General features: G+C 38.7%; 21 protein-coding genes, 1 tRNA gene and 1 riboswitch. Of the genes, 9 read left to right on the top strand and 13 right to left on the bottom strand.

Annotated features, from left to right (window positions below):
• Positions 1–41: 41 nt before the first annotated feature.
• Positions 42–1,499: a protein adenylyltransferase SelO gene (locus tag FHR85_RS04940; protein WP_167261718.1), complete on the top strand. Its 1,458-nt coding sequence runs from the start codon at positions 42–44 to the stop codon at positions 1,497–1,499.
• 165 nt (positions 1,500–1,664) lie between these two features.
• Here the strand turns inward: FHR85_RS04940 and FHR85_RS04935 are convergent, their stop codons facing one another.
• The gene (locus tag FHR85_RS04935) at positions 1,665–4,874 is read right to left on the bottom strand and encodes a DEAD/DEAH box helicase (protein WP_167261716.1); all 3,210 of its coding nucleotides are present in this window, start codon (positions 4,872–4,874) and stop codon (positions 1,665–1,667) included.
• 192 nt (positions 4,875–5,066) lie between these two features.
• On the opposite strand from FHR85_RS04935, the gene FHR85_RS04930 reads away from it, so the two are divergent.
• Entirely contained in the window at positions 5,067–6,506 is a 1,440-nt protein-coding gene (locus tag FHR85_RS04930; protein ID WP_167261714.1) for a GGDEF domain-containing protein, read from the top strand.
• Positions 6,507–6,526: 20 nt separating this feature from the next.
• Here FHR85_RS04930 and FHR85_RS04925 read toward each other — a convergent pair whose 3' ends face one another.
• Both FHR85_RS04925 and dapA read right to left on the bottom strand, forming a co-directional pair.
• Positions 6,527–6,952 carry a hypothetical protein gene (locus FHR85_RS04925; RefSeq protein ID WP_167261712.1) on the bottom strand — a complete coding sequence of 142 codons (426 nt, stop codon included), beginning with the start codon at positions 6,950–6,952 and terminating at the stop codon, positions 6,527–6,529.
• A 93-nt stretch (positions 6,953–7,045) separates the two neighbouring features.
• Complete coding sequence (gene dapA / locus FHR85_RS04920) at positions 7,046–7,936, bottom strand: 4-hydroxy-tetrahydrodipicolinate synthase (RefSeq protein WP_167261710.1); 891 nt, start codon at positions 7,934–7,936, stop codon at positions 7,046–7,048.
• Positions 7,937–8,048: 112 nt separating this feature from the next.
• Positions 8,049–8,226, bottom strand: a riboswitch (Lysine riboswitch).
• Between the two features lie 178 nt (positions 8,227–8,404).
• On the opposite strand from dapA, the gene FHR85_RS04915 reads away from it, so the two are divergent.
• Positions 8,405–9,178: a Cof-type HAD-IIB family hydrolase gene (locus FHR85_RS04915; protein WP_167261709.1), complete on the top strand. Its 774-nt coding sequence runs from the start codon at positions 8,405–8,407 to the stop codon at positions 9,176–9,178.
• Positions 9,179–9,252: 74 nt separating this feature from the next.
• On the opposite strand, the gene FHR85_RS04910 is transcribed toward FHR85_RS04915, so the two are convergent.
• Complete coding sequence (locus FHR85_RS04910) at positions 9,253–9,870, bottom strand: HAAS domain-containing protein (RefSeq protein ID WP_167261707.1); 618 nt, start codon at positions 9,868–9,870, stop codon at positions 9,253–9,255.
• Positions 9,871–10,308: 438 nt separating this feature from the next.
• Here FHR85_RS04910 and FHR85_RS04905 point away from each other — a divergent pair, with 438 nt between their 5' ends.
• Positions 10,309–10,761, top strand: a complete 453-nt coding sequence (locus FHR85_RS04905) for a hypothetical protein (protein ID WP_167261705.1) — start codon at positions 10,309–10,311, stop codon at positions 10,759–10,761.
• Between the two features lie 153 nt (positions 10,762–10,914).
• On the opposite strand, the gene FHR85_RS04900 is transcribed toward FHR85_RS04905, so the two are convergent.
• From FHR85_RS04900 to FHR85_RS04890, 3 genes are all read right to left on the bottom strand, one after another.
• Positions 10,915–12,063: a trans-sulfuration enzyme family protein gene (locus FHR85_RS04900; protein ID WP_167261703.1), complete on the bottom strand. Its 1,149-nt coding sequence runs from the start codon at positions 12,061–12,063 to the stop codon at positions 10,915–10,917.
• Between the two features lie 69 nt (positions 12,064–12,132).
• Positions 12,133–13,107 carry a GMP reductase gene (locus FHR85_RS04895; protein WP_167261701.1) on the bottom strand — a complete coding sequence of 325 codons (975 nt, stop codon included), beginning with the start codon at positions 13,105–13,107 and terminating at the stop codon, positions 12,133–12,135.
• Between the two features lie 185 nt (positions 13,108–13,292).
• On the bottom strand, positions 13,293–13,832 hold the full coding sequence (locus tag FHR85_RS04890; protein WP_167261699.1) for a histidine phosphatase family protein: 540 nt from the start codon (positions 13,830–13,832) through the stop codon (positions 13,293–13,295).
• 115 nt (positions 13,833–13,947) lie between these two features.
• Between FHR85_RS04890 and FHR85_RS04885 the strand changes: the two genes are divergently transcribed.
• Positions 13,948–14,412, top strand: a complete 465-nt coding sequence (locus FHR85_RS04885; RefSeq protein ID WP_167261697.1) for an SRPBCC family protein — start codon at positions 13,948–13,950, stop codon at positions 14,410–14,412.
• Between the two features lie 21 nt (positions 14,413–14,433).
• Here the strand turns inward: FHR85_RS04885 and FHR85_RS04880 are convergent, their stop codons facing one another.
• A complete protein-coding gene (locus tag FHR85_RS04880; RefSeq protein WP_167261695.1) occupies positions 14,434–14,832 on the bottom strand; it encodes a secondary thiamine-phosphate synthase enzyme YjbQ in 399 nt (132 codons plus the stop codon).
• A gap of 70 nt (positions 14,833–14,902) precedes the next feature.
• Between FHR85_RS04880 and FHR85_RS04875 the strand changes: the two genes are divergently transcribed.
• Positions 14,903–15,100, top strand: coding sequence for a superinfection immunity protein (locus FHR85_RS04875; protein WP_167261694.1), 198 nt, complete (start codon positions 14,903–14,905; stop codon positions 15,098–15,100).
• A gap of 546 nt (positions 15,101–15,646) precedes the next feature.
• The gene (locus FHR85_RS04870; RefSeq protein ID WP_167261692.1) at positions 15,647–16,333 is read left to right on the top strand and encodes a CAP domain-containing protein; all 687 of its coding nucleotides are present in this window, start codon (positions 15,647–15,649) and stop codon (positions 16,331–16,333) included.
• Between the two features lie 184 nt (positions 16,334–16,517).
• Here FHR85_RS04870 and FHR85_RS04865 read toward each other — a convergent pair whose 3' ends face one another.
• Complete coding sequence (locus FHR85_RS04865; RefSeq protein ID WP_167261690.1) at positions 16,518–16,898, bottom strand: hypothetical protein; 381 nt, start codon at positions 16,896–16,898, stop codon at positions 16,518–16,520.
• Between the two features lie 521 nt (positions 16,899–17,419).
• Between FHR85_RS04865 and FHR85_RS04860 the strand changes: the two genes are divergently transcribed.
• A tRNA-Ala gene (locus FHR85_RS04860) sits at positions 17,420–17,492 on the top strand.
• Positions 17,493–17,721: 229 nt separating this feature from the next.
• Positions 17,722–18,399 carry a CAP domain-containing protein gene (locus FHR85_RS04855; protein ID WP_167261689.1) on the top strand — a complete coding sequence of 226 codons (678 nt, stop codon included), beginning with the start codon at positions 17,722–17,724 and terminating at the stop codon, positions 18,397–18,399.
• A gap of 35 nt (positions 18,400–18,434) precedes the next feature.
• Here FHR85_RS04855 and FHR85_RS04850 read toward each other — a convergent pair whose 3' ends face one another.
• From FHR85_RS04850 to FHR85_RS04835, 4 genes are all read right to left on the bottom strand, one after another.
• Positions 18,435–20,114 carry a CocE/NonD family hydrolase gene (locus FHR85_RS04850; protein WP_167261687.1) on the bottom strand — a complete coding sequence of 560 codons (1,680 nt, stop codon included), beginning with the start codon at positions 20,112–20,114 and terminating at the stop codon, positions 18,435–18,437.
• 83 nt (positions 20,115–20,197) lie between these two features.
• A complete protein-coding gene (locus tag FHR85_RS04845) occupies positions 20,198–21,082 on the bottom strand; it encodes a glycine betaine ABC transporter substrate-binding protein (RefSeq protein ID WP_167261685.1) in 885 nt (294 codons plus the stop codon).
• A gap of 30 nt (positions 21,083–21,112) precedes the next feature.
• The gene (locus FHR85_RS04840; RefSeq protein ID WP_167261683.1) at positions 21,113–21,946 is read right to left on the bottom strand and encodes an ABC transporter permease; all 834 of its coding nucleotides are present in this window, start codon (positions 21,944–21,946) and stop codon (positions 21,113–21,115) included.
• On the bottom strand, positions 21,943–23,148 hold the full coding sequence (locus tag FHR85_RS04835) for a quaternary amine ABC transporter ATP-binding protein (RefSeq protein ID WP_167261681.1): 1,206 nt from the start codon (positions 23,146–23,148) through the stop codon (positions 21,943–21,945). The genes FHR85_RS04840 and FHR85_RS04835 overlap by 4 nt, the downstream gene beginning before the upstream one ends.
• Positions 23,149–23,164 lie beyond the last annotated feature (16 nt).

Here is a 23,164-nt window from a genome sequence, read left to right as displayed (position 1 = left end):
TGTTTATATAAAAATAAAGACGTAATTAAAGTAGGGATATTATGAGTCAGATAGGCTGGAATTTAGAACAAACATATACAGAATTACCGGGATTGTTTTATTCACATGTCGAACCCAATCCCGTAAAGGACCCACAACTGGTGTTCTTGAATGGGAGTTTAGCTCAACAGCTCGGGCTAGATCCAGATGTATTGCAATCAGATGAAGGTGTGCAGCAATTATCTGGCAATGTGTTGCCTGATGGAGCCAATCCAATTGCTCAAGCATACGCAGGTCATCAATTTGGGAGTTTCACGATGTTAGGTGATGGCCGAGCGCATTTACTGGGTGAACATGTGACTGGAGATGGCTCTCGTTATGATATCCAGTTAAAAGGTGCTGGCGCAACTCCATATTCGCGTGGTGGCGATGGGCGTGCAGCATTAGGCCCAATGCTTCGCGAGTATATGATTAGTGAGGCTTTACATGGCTTGGGGGTTCCGACTAACCGGAGTTTGGCTGTGACGATTACAGGTGAAGCAATTCAACGTGATGCGCCAGAAATTGGTGCTGTATTGACACGTGTCGCAGATAGTCATATTCGAGTAGGAACCTTTCAATATGCAAGACAGTTTGGAAGTTATGATGACTTAAAAGCACTGGCGGATTATGCCTTAGAACGCCATTTTACTGGTTACGAAGAAGCGGATAATCGCTATTTATTTTTACTACATGAGGTTGTTAAACGACAGGCCAAAACGATTATTCAGTGGCAATTAGTTGGCTTTGTACATGGCGTGATGAACACGGATAATATGACGATCAGCGGTGAATCGATTGATTATGGACCGTGTGCATTCATGAATACGTATAATCAGGAAACGGTGTTTAGTTCGATTGATTTATACGGACGGTATAAGTATGGGAATCAACCAAAAATCGCCGCCTGGAATTTAGCGCGTTTTGCAGAAACGTTGTTGCTTTTAATTGGCGATGAGGATGATGAAACGTTACGGAAAGCAGAAAGTGTCGTTCATCAATTTTTTGATTATTATCAGGATGAGTGGATGAAAGGGATGCGCCGTAAGTTAGGCTTACAAACTAGCCAGGCGGATGATGAAGCATTAGTAGATGAATTATTAACGTTAATGAAAGACAATGAAGCTGATTTTACGAATACATTCCGTGATTTAACATTAGGAAAGTTTGATGAGTCGACTTGGTTTGGAACTGAAGATTTTAAAGCATGGTATCAGAAGTGGCAATCGCGTTTGGAAAGTGAAGAAGCTACTAATGAACAAATTAAAGCGGTTATGAAGCGGGCAAATCCTTCGGTCATACCTCGTAATCATCAAGTTGAAGCAGCAATTCAAGCAGCAGATGAAGAGGGCGATTTATCAGTGATGGACGATTTATTACGCGTATTAGCAGACCCTTATGCTTACTCAGAAGCACAAGAAGCGTATATAGATCCACCTGAGGAATCTGATGATGACTTTGTAACGTATTGTGGAACTTAGTAAATAAAAACCAGGCAATCGCTAAGGAGATGATTAGCGGTTGCCTGGTTTTTAACTTTTGCAGAATATTGTTAAAAAATTGCTGGCAATTGTTTAACACTCTAGCTGGATTATTAAACAATCTGATTATACTGTTTAACAAAGTCAGGAGATTGTTTAACAATGTTAGACGTTCAGTAATTCTCGGATGTCGTTTTCGGTTAAGTTTTGGAACGTTGTTTCGCCAGGTTGGATCACGTTTTCGATGAGTTCACGTTTGCGTTGTTGCAATTGGTGAATTTTCTCTTCGATTGTCCCTTTCGTCACTAAGCGAAATACTTGGACGACGTTTTGTTGACCCATGCGGTGAGCACGACCTGTCGCTTGTTCTTCTACAGCTGGGTTCCACCAGAGATCATACAAGATGACGGTGTCTGCACCAGTTAAATTAAGTCCTGTGCCACCTGCTTTAAGTGAAATTAAAAAGATATCTTTCTCGCCTTCATTAAAGCGATTGGCCATATCAATTCGGTCTTTCGAGTGTGTTTGACCGTCTAGATAAAAGGCATCGACGCCCATATCGTTTAGCTTGGTTTGAATAATTTGAAGCATACTTGAAAATTGCGAGAAGATTAGCAAACGCTGATTGCTTGCTCGGGCTGTTTCAACCATTTCTAATAATTGATTGAGTTTCCCTGATTCACCGTCATAATCTTCAATGAATAGCGATGGATGACAACATAACTGACGTAAACGAGTCAGTCCAGCTAAAATCTTCATCCGATTCTTTTGAAACTCTTCCGTCGATAATACATTCGCGGCTTCGCTTTGAATTTGTTCTAAATAACCGAGGTAGAGTTGTTTTTGCTGCGTTGTTAACTCAGAGTGTTGCACAGTTTCGATCTTATCCGGCAATTCTGTTAAAACATCTTCTTTAAGTCGGCGTAAGATAAACGGACGACTCATTCTTGCGATTTGTTTCTCAGGCAATTGTCGGAAGGCCTTTTTAGCTGGAAATAGGCCTGGTAATAACACATCGAAAATCGACCATAATTCATCAAGTGAATTTTCGATCGGTGTTCCGCTTAAAGCAAATCGTCTTTGAGCTCGAATCGTACGGACGGCCTTAGCTTGCTTTGTTAAATGATTTTTAATCGCTTGAGCTTCGTCTAATATCATCGTTGAAAAAGTAATATCACGATATAATGATTCATCTTGTCGGACAGATGGATATGAGGTCACGATCACGTCATAGTAATCGCTTTCTTTTAATACCTTCTCACGATCACTGGCAGACCCGTGAGCGATCGCGACGCTCATATGTGGTGCGAACTTCTCGAATTCTGCTTGCCAGTTATAGACGAGTGAAGCAGGCGCGATGATAAGCGCAGGCTTACCACGATCATCACCAGCCAGATCATCTTGTTCAGACACTAAAAACGTTATGCTTTGCAGTGTCTTACCAAGTCCCATATCATCCGCTAATATCCCGCCAAAGTGATAGCGACTAAGCGATTTCATCCATTGAAAGCCAAACCGTTGATAATCGCGCAAGTCAGCTTGAATAGTCGATGGCACTTCAGTTTCGAACATTTCAGGTTGCTTAATGTCTTGGATCAATTGCTCAAACGCTTTATTATATTGTGTTTTTAAACCATCAGCAATTTCATCGATTTGTAAACCACGATAAGCTGGTAGTTGAACGGATTCCTTTTCTAAATCATCGGCACTTAAATTTAATTCATTAACAATAGAAGACACTTGTGATAGATGATCGTCATCAAGTGGAACAAAGGCGCCATCAGGTAGACGATAGAACCGCTTCTTCTCCTGAACAGATTGAATCATTTGGCGGATATCGTCTGGCTGGATATCGCCAAAGTCAAATTGTACATCTAACAAGTTCTCACCAGAATCAAGGTCGACTTGAACGGTTGGGGTCTGTAGATCGTCCTTTACGATGTTTTTCACTGGTTGTGTTGAATAAATGTCGATATCGTCTTGAAATAATGGTAACTGATCATATAAAAATGAGAAGATATCATGGTCATCGTCAAGGTATAATGTTTGTCCATTAAACTTAAATGCCGACTGTTCAATCATATTCATGATTTCTTGTTCTTTGGCAGTATCACGAATTAAAATTTGCTCTGTTTCGCCAGGCCCCTCATTAGTTAAAGGATCAAATGTATGATTATCATATTGATATTTCAAATTTGCTGTTAGCCGATCTTCTGATAAATCGAGATGCATCGTCGCATGAAGCGGTGGTTGAATCATTTTTTCTGACACATCTTCAGTTAGTGTGACCTCACCGACTTCTTCTAATTGCGGATAAACTTCAGACATAAATGAGTCTATCTGATCGTTTGAAACCGAAATAGCAGGTTCAGTTTGTCTAGCTAAGATTTGTTCTAAATCCGATAAAGTTCTCATTTTCTGTTGGTCGACAGGATAAAAATAATTGTCGTACTTCACTAAGTCATACTCGTTATAAATCGTAATGTGTTTAAAATTATCAAATCCAAATAAATACTGACCTTCGTCTTGATAAATCTCATATTGAAAAGGTAGTTCATCGTTGTGCCAATGGATCTCTTGATAAGATTGGTGCTGATCTTCTAACCGACAATCACAATAAGATAATGCTTCAATCAGTGGTTTAGCAAGAACAGGTGTTACGGTGATGCCTTTTGAATTGGGTGGTGTCTGGAAATGACCATCATAAAAGACATCGTTTCGATATAGTTGCAAAAGCAAATCAATCACGCGCTGATCTTCTTCCGAAAACACGTGTTCACTTGGATCATATTGAAAATTAGGAGTGAATTCATGCTCTTCTCCTCGGTCTAGGCTCTCAAGGAATTTACGCATACTCTTAACGACATACAACCGATTTGTTCCAACCTTCATTTCAATCGATAACTTATCATCAAATCTGAGCTGGCGGAAATGTCGTATGGTGAATTCGACTTTTAATGTTTCCCGTTGATATTTCCCTGTCGTTGGTCGATTGGACAATGCTTGGATCAATTCACTCGAATAATCGCGTTTTTGATGGGCACGTTGTTCACGTTGACGCAAAAATCGTTCATAGTCAGATTCATAACTTTCTTCTTTTGCGTTTGTATCTTTGGCCATCTTAATTAGAACAGCGGCCACATGTTTGCACGGAGGATTGTCTTCAAAAGCAGGGCAGTTACAACTACAATTCACTGTGCTGTTCTCTATTGCAGCTCTTACTTGATAAATTTTACTTCCTGAGACCCAGGCATGATAAGTATTTTCTTTGGGATTGTGTTTAAAATGGATGATGTTTCCTTGATGGTAATAGTTTAAGCCGCGTGAATATATATGAGACGGGATCTCTTTTTGTATTTCTGATATCGAAAGCATAAGTGTTCATCCTTTGGTTAAATAATGCATATCTTAACTATTCTACCATATATGAGGCTTGAATGTTGAATTGAATCCAAAGATAAAAAGATCACCACCTTAAAAATAACTAGCGGATTTTGAATTTTATTGTTATAGTAAAATAGGACTATGAATTTAGTGCGATGAAATCGATTACAATGAGGGATGACCATGCTGAAACAACATAAAATTCTAATGGGTAGCATTGTGTGGATAGGGATCTACTTTCTTTTAATTGCTGGTTTACCAAATGAATCAGCAGTAAGACAAATGGTAGGGCCAATAAGCGTCGCAATTGCTGCAATAGGTGTGTCTTTTTGGTTATTTCGCCAATATTGGTTGCTTACCACGCAAAATCGGTATTTTTGGTTATTATTAAGCCTTGGTATGATGCTCTTTGGTTTAACTAACCTTTATGACGTAATCAGTTTCACCGTACAGTCAACTGACCAATTCACACTCGCAACTAATTGGTTATGGGCGTTTAGTTATTTAGTCTTTTTTATCGCATTGATTTATAAATTGTTAATTCTAACAAGTTATTACACAAGTCAACAGTTCGTCTTTAACATCTTAGTATTCTTGACGTTTGTTTTAGCATTGGGCTTGCATTTTATTATAATGCCTCTATTTGATTTGAGCCAGCAGTCAATTGGGTTTGATAGTATTGAGATCATTTATCCGCTTTTAGATTTGAGCATTCTGGTTACGGTTTTTATATTACTTAATTTGACTTGGTTAACGGAAAATGTGAAGTGGTATAGTATGTTCGGATTGATGATACTGATCTTAGGGGATTTACTTTATTTTTATTTTGTGACAATAGAAGGTTTGATAGAGACTGCTTATATTCAACCGTTGTGGTTATTGGGAGTTGTTTTGATCGGTGTTTCTGGATTTTACGCTCGTGACCATGAAGGCGTTCACTTATCGCAGCATGGGCATCAATTCTCGTTACGACAAGAGATTCTATCATATATTGTCATCTTTATTCTGATGACATTTGTTTTTCATAGTTATGGGTGGGAAATCAATAGTTTAAGTTTAGGTCTAGCCTTTATTCTTGTTATCACAGTTGTCCGGAATATCTTTTTAATCCGACAAAACTTAAAACTAGTGGCACAATATCAGTATCTAGCTTATCATGATGATCTAACTGGGCTGTTGAATCGCTCGAAGTTTAATGAAGATCTTACTCGAGTTATGAAAAGTGCAGAACAAAAAGGTGAACGCGTAGCTTTAATCATGGTCGACTTAGATAATTTCAAGCCAGTTAATGACGATTTCGGTCACTCAATTGGTGATGCTTTATTACAGCAAGTCGCTGGTCGATTAGCTCAAGTTATAGAAGATAAAGGGATTTTATACCGATTAGGCGGCGATGAATTTATTGTTTTGGTGCCTCAATTGGAAGATGATGGGGACAAATTAGCAGATGAGATGATGCATCGTTTTGGAGCTCCATTTGATTTAGGGGAAACTGAAGTTCAAGTAACCCCTAGTATGGGAGTGAGTATCTACCCGGAAGACGGTGAATATAGCGACTTATTGTTGCAACTAGCTGACACGGCTATGTATCAAGTTAAACGAGACGGCAAAAACAATTATTAAATTCACCCATTAATGGATCGTTAATCCTTATACTCTGCAAGTGATTCAGGGACATTGAAAACAAAGAACAAAATGCCAGCTAATAATATCATGCCAGCTTCACTTAATGTAACGAATGCTCGTCGTGGCGTGTTAGAGTGCCAATATTCGAAATGAGCTGTTGTAAGTAATTCGATAATACTATAAGTTACAATTAAACTGATGAAATAATATAAAAAATGTATATTTGAGAGTAGACTAGCTAACGGAAACACAAACAAACCTATAAAAGCAGCTGTTAACCGTATCCATATAATGATTGATCCGTGCCTGTCATTTATTCGATAAGGTCGAAACGGTTTTATTTTTCTTTTAGAAACACCTAAAGTTCGACGCACAATCATTTTTACCGTTTCGGTTAAAACGATGAAAATAGCTATTGCGATAAGAATATATGTGACAACCAAAGTGATCCTCCTAGCGGCAACAATTTTATATTAGTTTAACAATAAACAAAAAAGTAGACCAGCTAAAGTTTAAACTTCAGCTGGTCTATTATATTAGCCAACGTCTTGGCTTGTTGTATAACTCTGGATCATCGGGGTTAAAGCAGCGCGTTCCGTATCATTCAATGGAATAAGAGGGAGACGGACGCTTCCGACTGGAACTCCTACTTGATTAAGTGCTTCTTTGACCGGAGTTGGACTTGGTGCCGAGAACATCGCGTTCATAAATGGCATCACATACCCATGCATTCTAGCAGCATAAGCTGTGTCGCCATTTCGATGTGCGTTTAACATATCTTGCATTTCATTGCCGAGAATATGCGATGAAACAGATACAACACCAATACCTCCAACTGCGAATGTAGGCAGTGTTTGGCTGTCCTCACCTGTATAAAGTGTGAAATCATCACTAGTTTGATTAATGATCGTTGTGACTTGATCAAGATCACCACTCGCTTCTTTAATAGAAACAATGTTATCAACTTGCGATAAGCGCACAATTGTATCAGCCGTCATTCCAACGGCACTACGTCCTGGGATATTATAAAGCATCACAGGTGTTTCAATGCTTTCAGCGATTGTGCTGAAGTGTTGGAACATCCCTTCTTGAGAAGGTTTGTTGTAGTAAGGTGTTACGAGCATGACTGCATCGACACCAATGGATTCAGCTTCTTGTGATAACTGGATAGAAGCACGCGTATTATTAGAACCTGTATTGGCAATGACGGGAACGCGACCATTGACTTCTTCTGTTACAAAACGGAAGAGCTGTAGTTTCTCTTCATGTGTTAATGTCGGCGATTCACCTGTCGTACCGGCTACGACTAAGCCGTCCGTGCCATTGTTTAATAAATAATTAATGAGTGTACGTGTTGCATCAAAATCAACATCACCATGTTGATCAAATGGGGTTACCATAGCTGTTAATACTTGTCCGAAATTCATCTAATCACACACCTTTTGTTAATATTTTTACTGTCCTTCTAGGTGTGGAGGACCAAAAAAGCAACAACGTAGCGACTAGGCCCGTTGTTGCTTTAGAACGTCAAAATGTCCTAAGTCAGATAGCCCTCCATATAGTCGCCTATATGACAGCCCTGCACTTCTTTAATGCAGAACCAGCTTCATGATTGTGAGGATCATCAAGCTTCGGCAAATCCCCCTTTCCTCATGCATCGCAAGAGCTCACTCTCCTCAACATAAGTACTTATGGTGTTTGCGCCTCTATCCTTACTTTAAATTCGTTTAAAATAAGAACGTTTAAGTTGTAATTTTACTGTACCAAAGTTCCCGTACTAAAACAAGTTATTTACCCGAAAACTTAACGCTTTTATGACAAGCGAGCATAGAATAAATGAAATATGTTAAAATTTGAATGATTAGATGACAGTTAAGGAAATAGGAGGGAGTTAGATGGACCAACACATCGTCTTTTTTGACTTAGATGGGACATTGCTTGATCGGTCTAAAAGTGTACCTGAATCAGCACGACAAGCGGTCCAAATGTTAAAGGATAATGGGCACATCGTCGCGATTGCAACTGGACGTGCTCCGTTTATGTATGAACATGTAAGAAAGCAATTAAATATTGATACATATATTAGTTTTAACGGGCAATATGTAGTATTAGATGGTGACTCAATTTACCGCAATCCACTTAAACCTGAGAGTTTAGAACGTATGGTGAACCAAGCAAATACTAACGATCATCCAATAGTTTACCTCGACCAAGAAGATATGAAAGCCAATGTTCAATCGAGTAGTTATGTGTCTGAGGCGATTGCGACATTGAAACTCGGACAAATAGCTGATTACGATCCTACGTATAAAGAACGTGATATTTATCAAGGGTTACTGTTTTGTAAAGCCGGGGAAGAGCAAGAGTATGAAGCGGCATACCCTGAGTTTGATTTTCTCCGTTGGCACCCTTATTCAGTCGACGTGATACCTCAAGGCGGATCAAAAGCAGAAGGGATTCAACATGTGCTAAAGCAAGTTGAATTACCAGAAGACCGCGTCGTTGTTTTTGGTGATTCCTTGAATGACCTAGAAATGTTAGCGCAATTCAAGCACAGTTTTGCCATGGAAGACGGTCACGACCGTGCGAAAGAAACCGCATCATATATAACGCCAGATGCTGATCAAGATGGCATTGAGCAAGGATTGAAGAAAATGGACTTGATATAAAAGGAATGCTTTGGGCTCAATCACATTTAGTAGAAATAACCTAATAAATAGTAACCTTAAGCGCTCAGATACTTTTATGAGCGCTTTTTAATGGTTAGATTCAAATTTCGATAGTATTTAATCAAGCTGAAAACACTCATAAGCATGGGGATGGCGACAATAGCAGCTAATATATACCTTGGCGCTCCGTCTAATGTGAATATCGTAGGGTCATAAAAATTTCTAAAATACATAACGCCCACTGTCACAGAACTTGGCACCATCGCAAGTAGAAAAATAGAAATCCAATTCATTATATCTGATTTTGAAAGTTTAACTCTTAAACCAAGAAAAATAGCTAAAATCCACAAAATGAACATAGAGGGGAAGCCAATTAATTCTAAAAGTGATACATTAAGTGGAGCATTTAAAAGATTGTTAATAAAGACTGCTGAAAATATGACTATAATAAAATTTATTAAATGCTTGGTATCTTCTTTTGTTGATACGGTCATGACAGAATCGAGTGCTTTAGCATATGCTTCAGGTGATTTGCCGAAAATATCTTCAACTGATTTGCCTTCTTTTTCACCCTCGATTAAATGCCCCTTTGCCGTTTCCAATAATCCCTCGATTTCTGCATCGGTCTTTCCTTTCGAAGTTAAATAATGACGCATATCAGCTATGAAACGTTCGCCTTCTTTTGAGATCATGCTTTCATTCCTTTCCTTTAATCATTTTGTTTACACTGCAATTTAACTGTTCCCATCGCTCAATAAATGACCTTTAAGAATTAGAAATTTTCTAACACACTCTTTCGCTTTTCAGGCTATAACTTGCAATACCAAGTATATAAATAAAACAGAAATAACTTGTTATTTAGAATATATTTACATTATATCTATATCAACTTGTAATACAAAACATTAATGCCAAATATTTCGTTGTTTATCAATGTGCTGCTTAGCGTCACGACTTCTACCAAGTTATGAGATAAATATCGTGGAGATAGTGAAACAGATATGACCTCATGTAATCATTTTATAATCTTTGATAAAAGAAAATTATGTTAAAATTGTGAAAGTATGTTCTTAAACTAGCGGACTAGTTATGTTCAAAAAAGTTATTGAGTTGAAGAAAGGGGGGATAAAATGGAGGAAACAGATTGGGATATAGAAGAAGTTAAACAATTAAAAACGAAGCAATTAATCCAATTCAATCTTTTGATGCTGTTGTTGTTCGTGCTGATCGGTTATTTTGCCGAGAATGGAAATGTACTCGTTCTTCATGGAATGATTTGTTTATTATCATGGATCGTATTAGCTGTCACTTTGTATATCCTAACGACAGGAAAGTTTGTTGGTACAAAGACAAATAGGCGGGTGCAGAAGTTTGATAGAACTCAATTAGGAGAGGAACGTTGGAGGAGAAGGAAAATAATCGAACTTGTTTTCATGAGTCTGTTAAGTGTCATTGTTACAGTTTTAACGTTTGTTGAGGATTATGAAACTGCAATCTTTAACTTTCCTATCGATGCTTTTCCGTTTATGGGTGCTTGGTTAGGCTTAAATATTGGAGAAATGATCAGAATACATGATTTGTAAGGGTGATTGAAATACTAGAAGAAGCCTTGTTCAAGTAACGGGTACTGTCATTAAATGCGGAAATTAATGATTAAAAAAACGCTCAGAATATTTTCTGAGCGTTTTTAGCTTGCTATTTAAAAAGCGAAGCCGAGTAGATGAATGGCTTAATACTTAAGTTGTTGTAGCGTTCGCAATCGCTTCATTCAATTGACTAACGATATCATCGCCTTCTTCAATACCGATTGAAATACGAACGACGTAATCATTAATGCCAAGGTTTTCGCGTTCTTCTTCTGTTAAGGCGCGGTGTGAAGTTTTGCTCGGGTAGGATACAGTCGTTTCCACACCAGCTAATGTTGGTGCAATTTTAATCCATCCAAGTGATTTAAAAAATGTCGGAACATCAAGGTTGTGAGCTAGTTCAATCGTGACGATCGCACCATTGCCACGATTTGAAACATTTTCAGGATAAAAGACTTGTTTCACGCTATCATTTTCCTCGAGATGCATCGCCACTTGTTGAGCGTTGGCAGATTGCTCACGCATGCGTAAAGCCAGTGTTTTCGCCCCGCGTTCTGTTAACCATGCTTCAAATGGACTTAGATTCATGCCGAGCCCGACAACTTTTTTATTAGCAAGGTCGATCAAATCGTTATGTCCTACTAAGACACCTGATGTCACATCGCTATGGCCACCAATGTATTTTGTGGCACTATGTACGACTAGATCAATTCCCCATGTATAAGGATTTAATAGATATGGGGTTGCGAATGTGTTGTCGACCATTGTTTTGAGATGATGGTTTTTCGCGATCTCTACGAGTGTATTTAGATTTTCAACTCGTAGAAATGGATTTGTAATGGATTCTGTTATTAATAATTTTGTGTTCGATTGAATGGCTTTTTCAATAGCTTCAGAAGAGCTGAAGTCGACTAATGTATAATCGATGCCTAAGCTTGATAATTGTTTTGTAATTAATTGTTGCGTGCCGCCATATAGATCCTGTGCCGCGACAATGTGTTCGCCTGCTTGAACGACGGATAAAATCCCTGCCATAATCGCCGAAATGCCAGAAGAGGATGCAAAGCCTGCTGGAGCTTGTTCGAGCTGGGCAATGGTTTGGCCTACTTCCGCGGTGTTTGGATTGTTTTCACGTGTATATAGATAAGGAACCTCGCCCTCGTAATACTGTTCGATATGATCAAGGTCGTGAAACGTAAAGGCTGACGTTTGATAGATTGGTGTTGTTTTAGAACTCGTTGCTTCAGATTGATTAATTTTTTGATGCACGATTTGTGTATGGAATGATTGTTTGGTCATTTGTTTCACCTCGTTGTCGTTATACTATGATTTATAGTATAACCGATACGACTAAGTCGCTGTCAAAAGTTAATCACCGTTACGAATCGTATTTTTAACCATGACATAATCCACTGTTCTTAGTGCTTCTAGCGTTGTGCCACCCGCATAAGAGATTGCTGACTGCAAATCTTCCGTCATGCTTTGTAAAGTATCCTGTAGGGCACCTTTATAAGGAACATGGAGCTTCTTACCTTCGACATTTTTTCTTTCGCCTTTTTGAAATTCAGAAGCAGAGCCGAAGTAAGTCTTAAAAGTAGTACCCTCTACAGTGACAAGTTCCCCAGGAGATTCATCATGGCCTGCGAAAAGTGAGCCAATCATGACCATCGATGCGCCGAAACGAATTGATTTAGCGATATCACCGTGAGTCCGAATGCCGCCGTCCGCGATAATTGGTTTAGTTGCGACTTCAGCACACCATTCAATGGCATTTAATTGCCAGCCCCCTGTACCAAAACCTGTTTTTAACTTCGTGATGCAAGCCTTTCCAGGACCAATACCAATTTTCGTGGCATCAGCACCTGCTTCTTCTAATTCTTTTACACCCTCAGGCGTGCCGACATTACCTGCGATGACGAAGCTGTTAGGTAATTCGCGTTTAATCGTCTGAATCATATGGATGACTGCGTCTGAATGCCCGTGAGCAACATCAATTGTGATATAGTCTGGTTCTAGTGATGCAGCAGCCAAATCTTGGATAAGCATGATTTCTTCTTCTTTGACACCAATACTTATAGATGCAATTAGTCCTTCTTGTTTCATCATTTCAACAAAATTGAAACGACGCTCAGGGTTAAAACGATGCATAATATAGAAATAGTGGTTTTGGGCTAGGGTTTGAGCTAGGTCTTCATCGATCACCGTTTGCATATTGGCTGGTACCACGGGAAGGCGGAACCAGTGTGGACCAAATTGAATAGACGGATCACATTCTTTACGGCTTTGGACAATACATTTATTCGGGATTAACTGGATATCTTCATAATCAAAACTTGTGCTCATGTAGAATCACTCCTAAAAAACGAATGTTTTATAATTATTTTTTGTTTATGTTCGCTCCAAATAAAAGAATAAATGATTAAGAATAATAATTCAATAGGTTTGTGCTAAAAAATGAACTTTATCTCAAGTTGGATTAAAATCGTTCGGTTTTTCATTAAAAAACCTACATCTGTTTGAGATGTAGGTTAGTAAGGTTGCCAAATTCTTTCGATTGTAGTATCTGTTTCAGAAATCGTTAATAGATGAACGTCTGGGTTTGTGAGACGAGAGAAGGCAGCTCCGTAACCGAAATGGTGGAAGAGCAACGGGATGATTCCGCCGTGAGATACAATGGCTGTTGAAGTGTTAGACTCTTTCTTAATATCTTCAATAGCCTCAATTGCACGCTCACGTTTATTTTCTGGCGAATCAGTCTCGATTGGAGTGAACGAGACATCTTGAAATTGATTGGTTAAATGCGTGAGCCAACGTGAAAATTGCCTCTCATTAATTAACCCTTCGCCAATTCTTCGATCAAGCTCAATAGGATAACCGTGCTCGCGAGCAAAAGGTTCAATCGTATGAACCGCACGAATAAATGGGCTTGTTATAATCCGATCGATCTTGTATTGATTTAAAAATTTAGCTAAACTGTATGCTTGTTGCTCACCTATTGTCGTTAAGCGTGCTTCAGGTTCTTGACCAGTCGCTTGTGCATGACGAATGATGTAAATATGTTGTGTCATTTTGATCACCTCATTATCTGATTATTTCCCGTTGGTGCTAAGGGCTAAACGTTGTGTTGTCATAACAATTATGTAACAATTAAACTATCATTTTGGATAGAAAGGCGGATATTTGATGTTGCAATGGCAAGAAGAGCGAGTGATTCCTGTCCATATTGACTATGTATGGGCGTTATTTCAACCAGATCAACTTCAACGAATTATGCCAAACGTCGTGAAGCACGAATTAATTGAAGGTGAGCCGGGTGAAGCAGGAGCAAAATACGAACAATCCTATCAGGAAGGGAAACGTATTGAGACATATATTGTAGAAACAATTAAACATAGCGACCAACCAGATGAAAAAAATTGGCGGATTCAGTTTTCGATTGGAAAGGCATTTAAAATCGAAACCGAATATACACTGAAGAAACAAAGTGAATCAGAGACACTATTTATCTATGAAGGACAAAATGAAGGGACTAATTGGTTCGGAAAATTGATGATGAAGCTGATGTCTCGAAAAAGTAATGATCAAGTACTGACAACGTTTATGGATCGTGTTGAAGAAGAAGCGAAAAAAGAAGCGGGCGAAGCGTAGTCATTTGACTACGCTTAATGTTTACCCGATCACTTTTGCCATAAATTTGCGATTACGTGGGCCGTCAAATTCGCAAAAATAAAGTCCTTGCCATGTGCCTAAGACGAGTTCACCTTGGTCAATGATTAGTGTTTGGGCGTGACCGACTGTGCTCGTCTTCATATGTGCGGCTGTATTGCCTTCCATATGACGATCTTGTGAGTCATTCCAAGGATAAATTTCACGGAACCGTCTAAGCATATCCGTTTTGACATCAGGGTCGGCGTTCTCGTTCACAGTTAAACCAGCTGTGGTATGCATGGAACTAACAACTATAACACCGTCTTGTAAGCCAATCTGCTTGATCCATGATTTGATTTCGTTTGTGACATCAATCATTTGGTCATGATAGTCTGTTTTGAGGTGGAATGTTTTTAACATATTGATTTCTCCTTTAGAAAAAGTTTGATTTTATCTTAACATGAATGAAGGCTATTTGAGGTGATGTTTGATGACAGGTTTAGTCATATTATTCGTAATCTTAGGTGTTGTGAGCTTGTTACTTTATTTAACGCCCACATTTTTTGCGGTCAATAATCAGCATCCGCATCGTACCTTGATTGTCGTTGCTAATCTATTAATTGGATGGACGTTAGTGGCCTGGATTGGTCTACTAGTCTGGTCGATGAAACCTGAATGGCAGTTTTAATAGTGCTATTTTTAAACGACAACCTTTGTTAAAGTCCGTTGTCGAGATTGTGATACGCTCCCGGTGGACGCTTTCCGCGGGCACGGCTCGAGCCAGGCAACTTCATCGAATAAGCTTCTTTGTTACTTGCACCGAGGAAGCCTACTTCGAAGCTTTGCTAGAAGACGCAGGTGCATCGCTCGGCCAAAAAACGCAGCCTGCGGGGTCTCGAGACTCGTGCTATTCCCGTGACGGCCAGGACGGCCTAATGTCGACGTTGGTCACAGGACGTGACCGAACTTAGTCGACCAGGAGTCGCCACCTTCGCTTCTCACAATTCAACAACTTAGTGCTAGATTAATAGAAAATCAATGCTAAACTTTAACAGAGCAGAACGATAAAGACATTTGAATAACTTACCAAAAAGCTGTGAAATCCTGTTGTGTCAGTAATTTGAATGATTGTATGTTGCATCCATAATTTGGTTTCCTTAATACCCTTGTCCTGTTGCGAGGTCACCTCCATACTGATAGGCGTTGGGGGTCAACAAAAAGGAGGAAACTTTAAATGTTAAGAACAACAGGATTAACGATCTTAATGATCATGTTGTCAGTGGTGTTTGTTGTCACACCAAGTTCAGCTGATATCGAACGACAGTATGAACAAGTACAATTCAATAATACAAATTGGTTCAATGTTTGGGATTGGTTTAACCAGTCTGAGCAGAATCAAAACACTGATCAAACAGGTCAACAAGAATCTACTCAAGAACAAGAGAGTAATCAACAAGAACGAGAACAAGAACAAGCAAATGATCAAATAGAAGAATCTAATCAAACAGAAAATGAACAAGCCGATCAGTCAACTGAAGGACATTCATTCGAAGAACAGGTTGTCAATCTAGTGAATAAAGAAAGAGAGAAACGCGGATTACAACCTTTAACACTTTCAGAAGAACTAAGTAACGTTGCTCGTGATAAGTCACAAGACATGGCGAACCAAGGTTACTTTAGTCACCAGTCACCGACGTATGGGTCTCCATTTGATATGATGTCAGATTACGGAATCGATTATCGTCGTGCTGGAGAGAATATTGCGCAAGGACAGCGCTCTCCAGAGTCTGTTATGCAAGGTTGGATGAATAGTGAAGGGCACCGCGAAAACATCCTAAACGACCAATTTACGCATATCGGCGTTGGCTATGTAGAATCACAAGGAACCACGTATTGGACACAGATGTTCATTACTAAATAGAAGCTCATAGAAAGAGGATGCGCTATTAGGTTAACGGGTTCCGTTGTGAGGTGCAAAACACTAAATCGCATTTAAAATCACAAGGCAATTCACAAAGGAATTCACACTAAATGCACATTAGAAACCACATCAAAAAAGGGACTTAGAATTTTTTCTAAGTCCCTTTATAGTTTGGTCATTGCTGTTAAAGCCATTTTGCCATCAGAAATTTTCTATTTATCAGCAATATGTGCAAGTACAATAATGAAGCAACTATTCCCAATATAAACATATTATATGTCTCTCTTGAAAAGCCTTCTGTAAAAAGAAACAAATATAAAATCAAATTTAATAATACCCCACCTAAGAGATAAAAAAGAACCAAGTATAGATATCTATATGATTTAACGTTTCCTGTAATTTTATCTACTAAAATCGAGAAAAGAATGCCAACTATTAAAAACATTGCAGATGAAACGAATAGGTAACCCCAAAAGTACATCCAAACATCCCAAACAAAGGTTAATCCAAGTGAAAAAATTATTCCTGATAATATTGCTGTTAACACTTTTTCAAGTAATCTCATATATCTCCCCCTTATCGGCTTGACATATCCTGCACGGTTGCTTTAAGTACATTTCTTAATAAGTTTTTATGTTCCTACTATTAATTTTAACATAATTTACTATCTAACCTTGATTTAAAAAATGATTCACACAAAAATCACAACAAATTCACAACCACTACAATATTTATTTCAGACCCTGTGAATAGCAATGTGATTTAGAGTGCGATTATAATATCAAAACTCTTTAATTCCTTGATTTATCAGTAAAATAAAACACGTGAATTCAAATGCGAATTCACGTGTGAAATAATATGTGTTTATGGCTGTGTGCACCTCTGAACAGAACCCGTTACTATTAGGTGCATCCTCTTTAATTTTTGAAATAAGTTCTCTAAGTTATTTCAATACTAAGGTAATTTATGAGATAAGTTCGATTGATTATTTCAAAACTGAGGGGAAATATGAAATAAATTCAAAATCTAATGAAGTTCTTTTAAAGCAAGTAAATCGTGTGCTATAATACTTCTGGAATTGAATACGGGGCATTAGCTCAGCAGGGAGAGCGTCGTGCTGGCAGCGCGAAGGTCATCGGTTCGAGCCCGATATGCTCCATCGACCAACACAAGCCGAACAATCTGGCTTGTGTTTTTTAATAAAACCGTAACTGACTTCCTAGCACCATAGGAAGCTCGAGGTCAATTCAGCTAGACTATCCTCATCATCTCAATATCAAGTCCTCCCACTCGTGCATCATTTTTTCGATTTCCCAAGCTTTTCATGTTAATTATAGGAGAAAATAGCGTATAATGTAGTTAGTTACTATACAGAAGGGGCCATAACTATGATTAGAATGTTGTTGGTCGTAGCCATCGTGTTCGGAATTTTATATTTCTTTCCGGTTCAACAGCTCATTACAGATGGGGAAGACCGCGTTACGATAGGTGAAGCAACTGAAGATGCGCAAGAACGCTTTTCGTCGATTGATTTCGAGTCAGTGGCTTTGCAGGTTGTTAATACAGTAGACGATATGGCAGATAGACTAATGAACCTCGATCAAGAGGCAACACCAACGTTTAACCCAAGTCAGATGGAAAACCAAGAAACGACGAATGATATAGATACGGCTGATTTTGAGATTCAGGAATTAGAGGAAGAAGTTCATAAACTTGTGAACGAAAAACGAGCAGAACATGATCTGAATCGCTTGGAATTCTCAGAAGAAGCCAGTGTTGTAGCACGAGAAAAGTCGCGAGATATGGCAGTCAATAATTACTTCGCTCACGAATCGCCGACTTATGGAAGTCCTTTTGATATGATGGACGAATTCGGGTTAACTTATCGGCAAGCTGGTGAAAACCTAGCAAAAGGTCAGCGTACGGCTGAAGAAGTGATGGAAGGTTGGATGAACAGCGAAGGTCACCGCGAAAATATTTTACATGAAGACTTTACTCATATTGGAGTTGGTTATGTAAAAGATGGCGGTCAAACTTATTGGACACAAATGTTTGTTGGTAAATAAAGAAGTCGCATCCAGTTAAGGGTGCGACTTCTTCGTTATCGTGGAATAATCGGTAAAAGGATATGTGAAGGATGTTTATCATCATGATAGATAGTTTGTTTGGCGATTTGAGTTTTGGTCGTATCTTTTAAAGTTGCGCCTGTATTTGGGTTCACATCATACACAGGGAAGTTGCTTGATGCGATTTGGATGCGTATGGCATGCCCTTGTAAAAAGACCTGACTTGTAGCCCAAAGATCAATCTCGAATAAAGTTATTTGATTAGCTTTAAAATCAGGATGTTGATGTGTGGCACGAACAATTCCTTCAGTGACATTGATTGAACGACCATCTGGCAGTACATCAGTTAATTTCACAGTAAAGTCTGTATCAACTGCGTCTGATGATGCGTAAATATAAGCTTTAACAGGTCCTGTTATTTCAAGAGGTTTAGTTAAAGTTTCGCTTGTAAACACAAGCACATCATCGCGTGATTCTATATTTTGTTGATCTAGCGGTCCTGTATTAACATTATGCATTAATAACGTTGGACCACCTTTTGTTGGTACTGGATCTTCTGGGGCGTAATCATATGTTGAATAACTAAAAGTCTCATTTGGATGTTGAAAGTCTAATCCATCATTGGTGACATATAACGGTTTGTAATTCGTTCGATTAAGTGGCCATTCATATTCAGAACGCCATTGATTATCCCCCATAACAAATAATTGAATAGGAGCTTCATGGTCTACTAAATCATTAGAAATTCCTTTTAACCAATAATTAAACCATTCAATATGAAGTGACGTTAGATCGTATTGACCGTTTACCTGGTCATCGGATGCTTTTAATCCGAAATAACGCTCACCGAAAAACGGACTGAAAACACCATGCCCCCAAGGACCGATGATTAATTTTTGATTGTCATTTTGAGGATGTACCTTAGCATAATTATCAATGGTTTGATTGAGAAAACAATCATACCAACCAGCCAAATGTAGTCCAGGAATATTCACATTCTCAATAGAAAATTGATCCTCATTCGCCATTAGATTATTGTTCATATAACGAACGTATAAATCATATAAAGCAGGGTGCTTCTTAGCAGGAGGCCATGCCTCATATGGTGTATAAGAGTGCCACTGGAAAATTTGCTCTAGGTCGTTTAATAGTAATTCTTCTGTTTTTTCGTATTCTGTGTTTGACTGCTTGCGTTTTAAATAATCAGGCGCGACAGAATCCAAGAGCCAAGTTTGTAGCTTGCCTAATTCGACTGCGCCATCTCGATATGAGAACCCATTCGCGATGTCATGTCCTGTAAATGCAGGGAATATTGCTTTTAACGAAGGGGGATTTGTCATCGCAGCAAATAGTTGTGTGAAGCCATAATAAGATAGGCCAAACATACCGACATGACCATTACTATAGGGTAATGAAGCAGCCCATTCAACACTATCATATCCGTCATAGAATTCTTGTTGAAAGGGGTGGAATTCACCTTCAGATGAAAAACGCCCTCGTACATCTTGAATAATGACGACATAACCAGCTAATGCTATTTTAATGGGATCAATATAACGATGAGAGAAATTTGGTAGGTTTTTATTATAGGGTAATCGAGTTAAAAGAGCTGGGCACTCACCGTCTTGATTCGGCCGATAGACATTTGCATATAATGTTGTACCATCACGTAATTCACATGGGATGTCACGTTCGATTATGATTTGTTCAGACATCATGTCACTCCTTCATAGAATTTGATAGTAAAAGGTCTGCCTTGTATTAAGGCAGACCAATTTTTATTATTTAATGGGGGAGCTTAGTTACCTAGCATTTCGTCAACTTTATCTTGGTTGTTATCGATCCATTCTTGTGCCACTTCTTCTTCATTTTGCCCGTTTTCGATTTTGACAATCATTTCTTCGACATCTTCGATAGGAATACTCCAGTTAGAAAGGAAGTCGTATACGTCAGAATGATCTTCGGAAACTTGATTGTTCGTAACAACGTGAATAGTTGATGATTCGAAAAATTCACCTGATTCATCTTCAATTACTTTCAGATCAAATTCATTAAACATCGTGTGTGGTCTCCAACCATAGAAAATAACTGGTTCTTCGTTGCTGATTTTACGTTGAGCTTCAGCGATCATACCGCCTTCAGATGAGTTAACTTGTTCGAAATCAAGATTGTTAGCTTCAATAAAGTTATCGATCTCTTCTGTTGCACTTGCACCTTCTTCAATACCGTAGATTTCGTTGCCAAACATGTCTTCCTTGCCTTCAAGATCAGCAGTCGTTTCAATACCTTCAACATATGTTGGAACGACTAGACCTGATGATGCGTCTTCATAACTAATAGATGTACTCTCGATTGAATCTTCATATTCATCAAAGTAGTTTTGATGAACTGGCATCCATGAGTCCATGAATACATCAATGTCACCGCGAGAAAGTCCCATGAAAATTGAACTTACATCAGCTTGTGTCTCCTCAATTGTGTAACCCATATCTTCAATAATTAATTTTGCGATCTTTGTAGGAGGGACGGTACTTGTCCAAGGGGTAACTCCCATTGTAATAGTACCTTTATCTTCTGATGAGCCATTGTCACTACTGCCTTCACCGTTGCTGTCGCCAGATCCGCCACACGCAGCAAGAGCGATTAGAGCGAAAGCTGTTAACGTTATTAATAGTTTCTTCATGAAAAATCTCTCCTTCATAGTTTAATAGTTTTATTTTGTATTTTGGCCGATTCCTTGAGTGATTCGGTCAAGAATAATCGCTAGTACAACAATTCCTAAACCACCGACAAGGCCGAGGCCAATATTAACACGTGAAATAGATGTTAATACTGTTGCTCCAAGTCCAGGAGCGCCGATCATTGAGGCAATTACCGCCATCGATAGAGATAACATAATGGTTTGGTTAACACCTGCCATAATGCTTGGTACTGCAAGTGGTAATTGAACTTTAAATAAAAGCTGTTTCGACGTGGAGCCGAATGCTTTGGATGCTTCGATCACTTCTTTTGGTACGTGTCGAATACCTAGGTTTGTCATACGGACAGCAGGAGGAGCTGCGAAGATAAATGTCGCAATCACTGCTGACACGCCACCTAAACCAAATAGTAAGACGGCTGGAATTAAATAAACGAAACTTGGTAGTGTCTGCATGAAATCCAATGTTGGTCTTACAACTGCTTGAATCTTATTATTCATGGCACTAAAGATGCCGACTGGAATACCGATCACTAATGAAACAAAGGTTGATACAATTACGATCGATAGGGTATTCATCGATTCTTCCCAAATATCGACGGAGCCAAGGTAAAGCATGCCAATCAAAGTGAAGAAGGCGAGACCTTTACCTCCTAGTCTCCACGCGATTAAAACCAGGATTAATGTAAATAATTCAGCTGGAATGAACAATAGTGTATTAGTAACGAAATCAACGAAACTATTTAAAACAACACTAATCGATTCAAATGCACTACTGAATGTTGGTAAAAACCATTCATTAACAAATGTATTTGTCCACTGTTCTAATGGAAAGTAGAAATAGTTCATGCTTCAGTCACCTCCTCGTCATGTTCTTTACCTAGAACAAGCCCTGAAAGAATAGAGACGCGTGAAATAATGCCTAGTAGTTTGTTGTCTTCATCGAGGACAACAATCGGATATTTCGTTTCTACAGCAATCCCGATTAAATCATTCAAAGGTGTATCAGGTGTTGTTTTATGGATGTCTTGTTTTAATACATCTTCCATAGGTATGTCTTCTTTGTGTGAGCGGATCGCATCATCAATCGTTAATAAACCTTGAAAACGTTCATCACGGTCGACTACGAAAATACTTGATGCTCCGAACTCTTCCATTTTACGGACAGCAGTGCGTGGTCCGTTTTTATATGTTGTTAATACTTCAGGTCTTCTCATGACTTGTGATGCATCTAATACTTTGGAACGGTCAACATCTTTTACGAAGTTACTTACGTAATCGTTTGCAGGGTTTTCTAAAATTTCTTCCGATGAACCAACTTGTACGATTTGGCCATCTTTCATAATAGCGATTCGATCACCTAGCTTAAGGGCTTCGTCCAAATCATGTGTAATAAATAACACGGTTTTGCCGAGTCGTTTTTGTAAACGAAGTAGTTCATCTTGCATGTCTTTACGTATAAGTGGGTCAAGTGCACTGAAGGCTTCGTCCATTAGTAATATATCAGTATCATTAGCTAGGGCGCGGGCGAGACCCACACGCTGTTGCATCCCACCACTTAATTCGCTCGGGTAACTGTTTTCGTACCCATTTAGACCAACGTCTACGATCGATTGTTTAGCTTTTTCAATTTGTTCTTCTTTCTCTACACCTTGAATTTCTAAACCGTAAGCAACATTTCCAATTACAGTGCGGTGAGGGAATAGGCCAAAGTTTTGGAAAACCATGCCTAATTTCTGACGTCGGGCTTCAATTAAGTCTTCTTTATTCATGTTGGTAATTTCTTCATCGTCGATATACACTTGACCAGATGTTGGTTCGATCAGACGGTTAACAAGTCTGATGAGTGTTGATTTACCACTACCAGAAAGACCCATAATAACGAATATTTCGCCTTCTTCTACATTGAAGGAAGCTTGGTTTACACCAACAGTATTGCCTGTATCAGCTAAAATTTCGTCTTTTGAATAACCTTGATTTAAGCGTTCTAATCCTTGTTTTGGATTTTGACCAAAAACTTTTGTGATTTGACTTACAGAAATTTTACTCATAAACATTCTCCTTTAT

It is taken from the genome of Alkalibacillus almallahensis (assembly GCF_011761495.1).
GTDB classification, from domain to species: Bacteria; Bacillota; Bacilli; order Bacillales; family Alkalibacillaceae; genus Alkalibacillus; species Alkalibacillus almallahensis.
The sequence above is the reverse complement of the archived record's forward strand: the minus strand, read 5'-3'. Positions and strand labels throughout refer to the sequence as shown.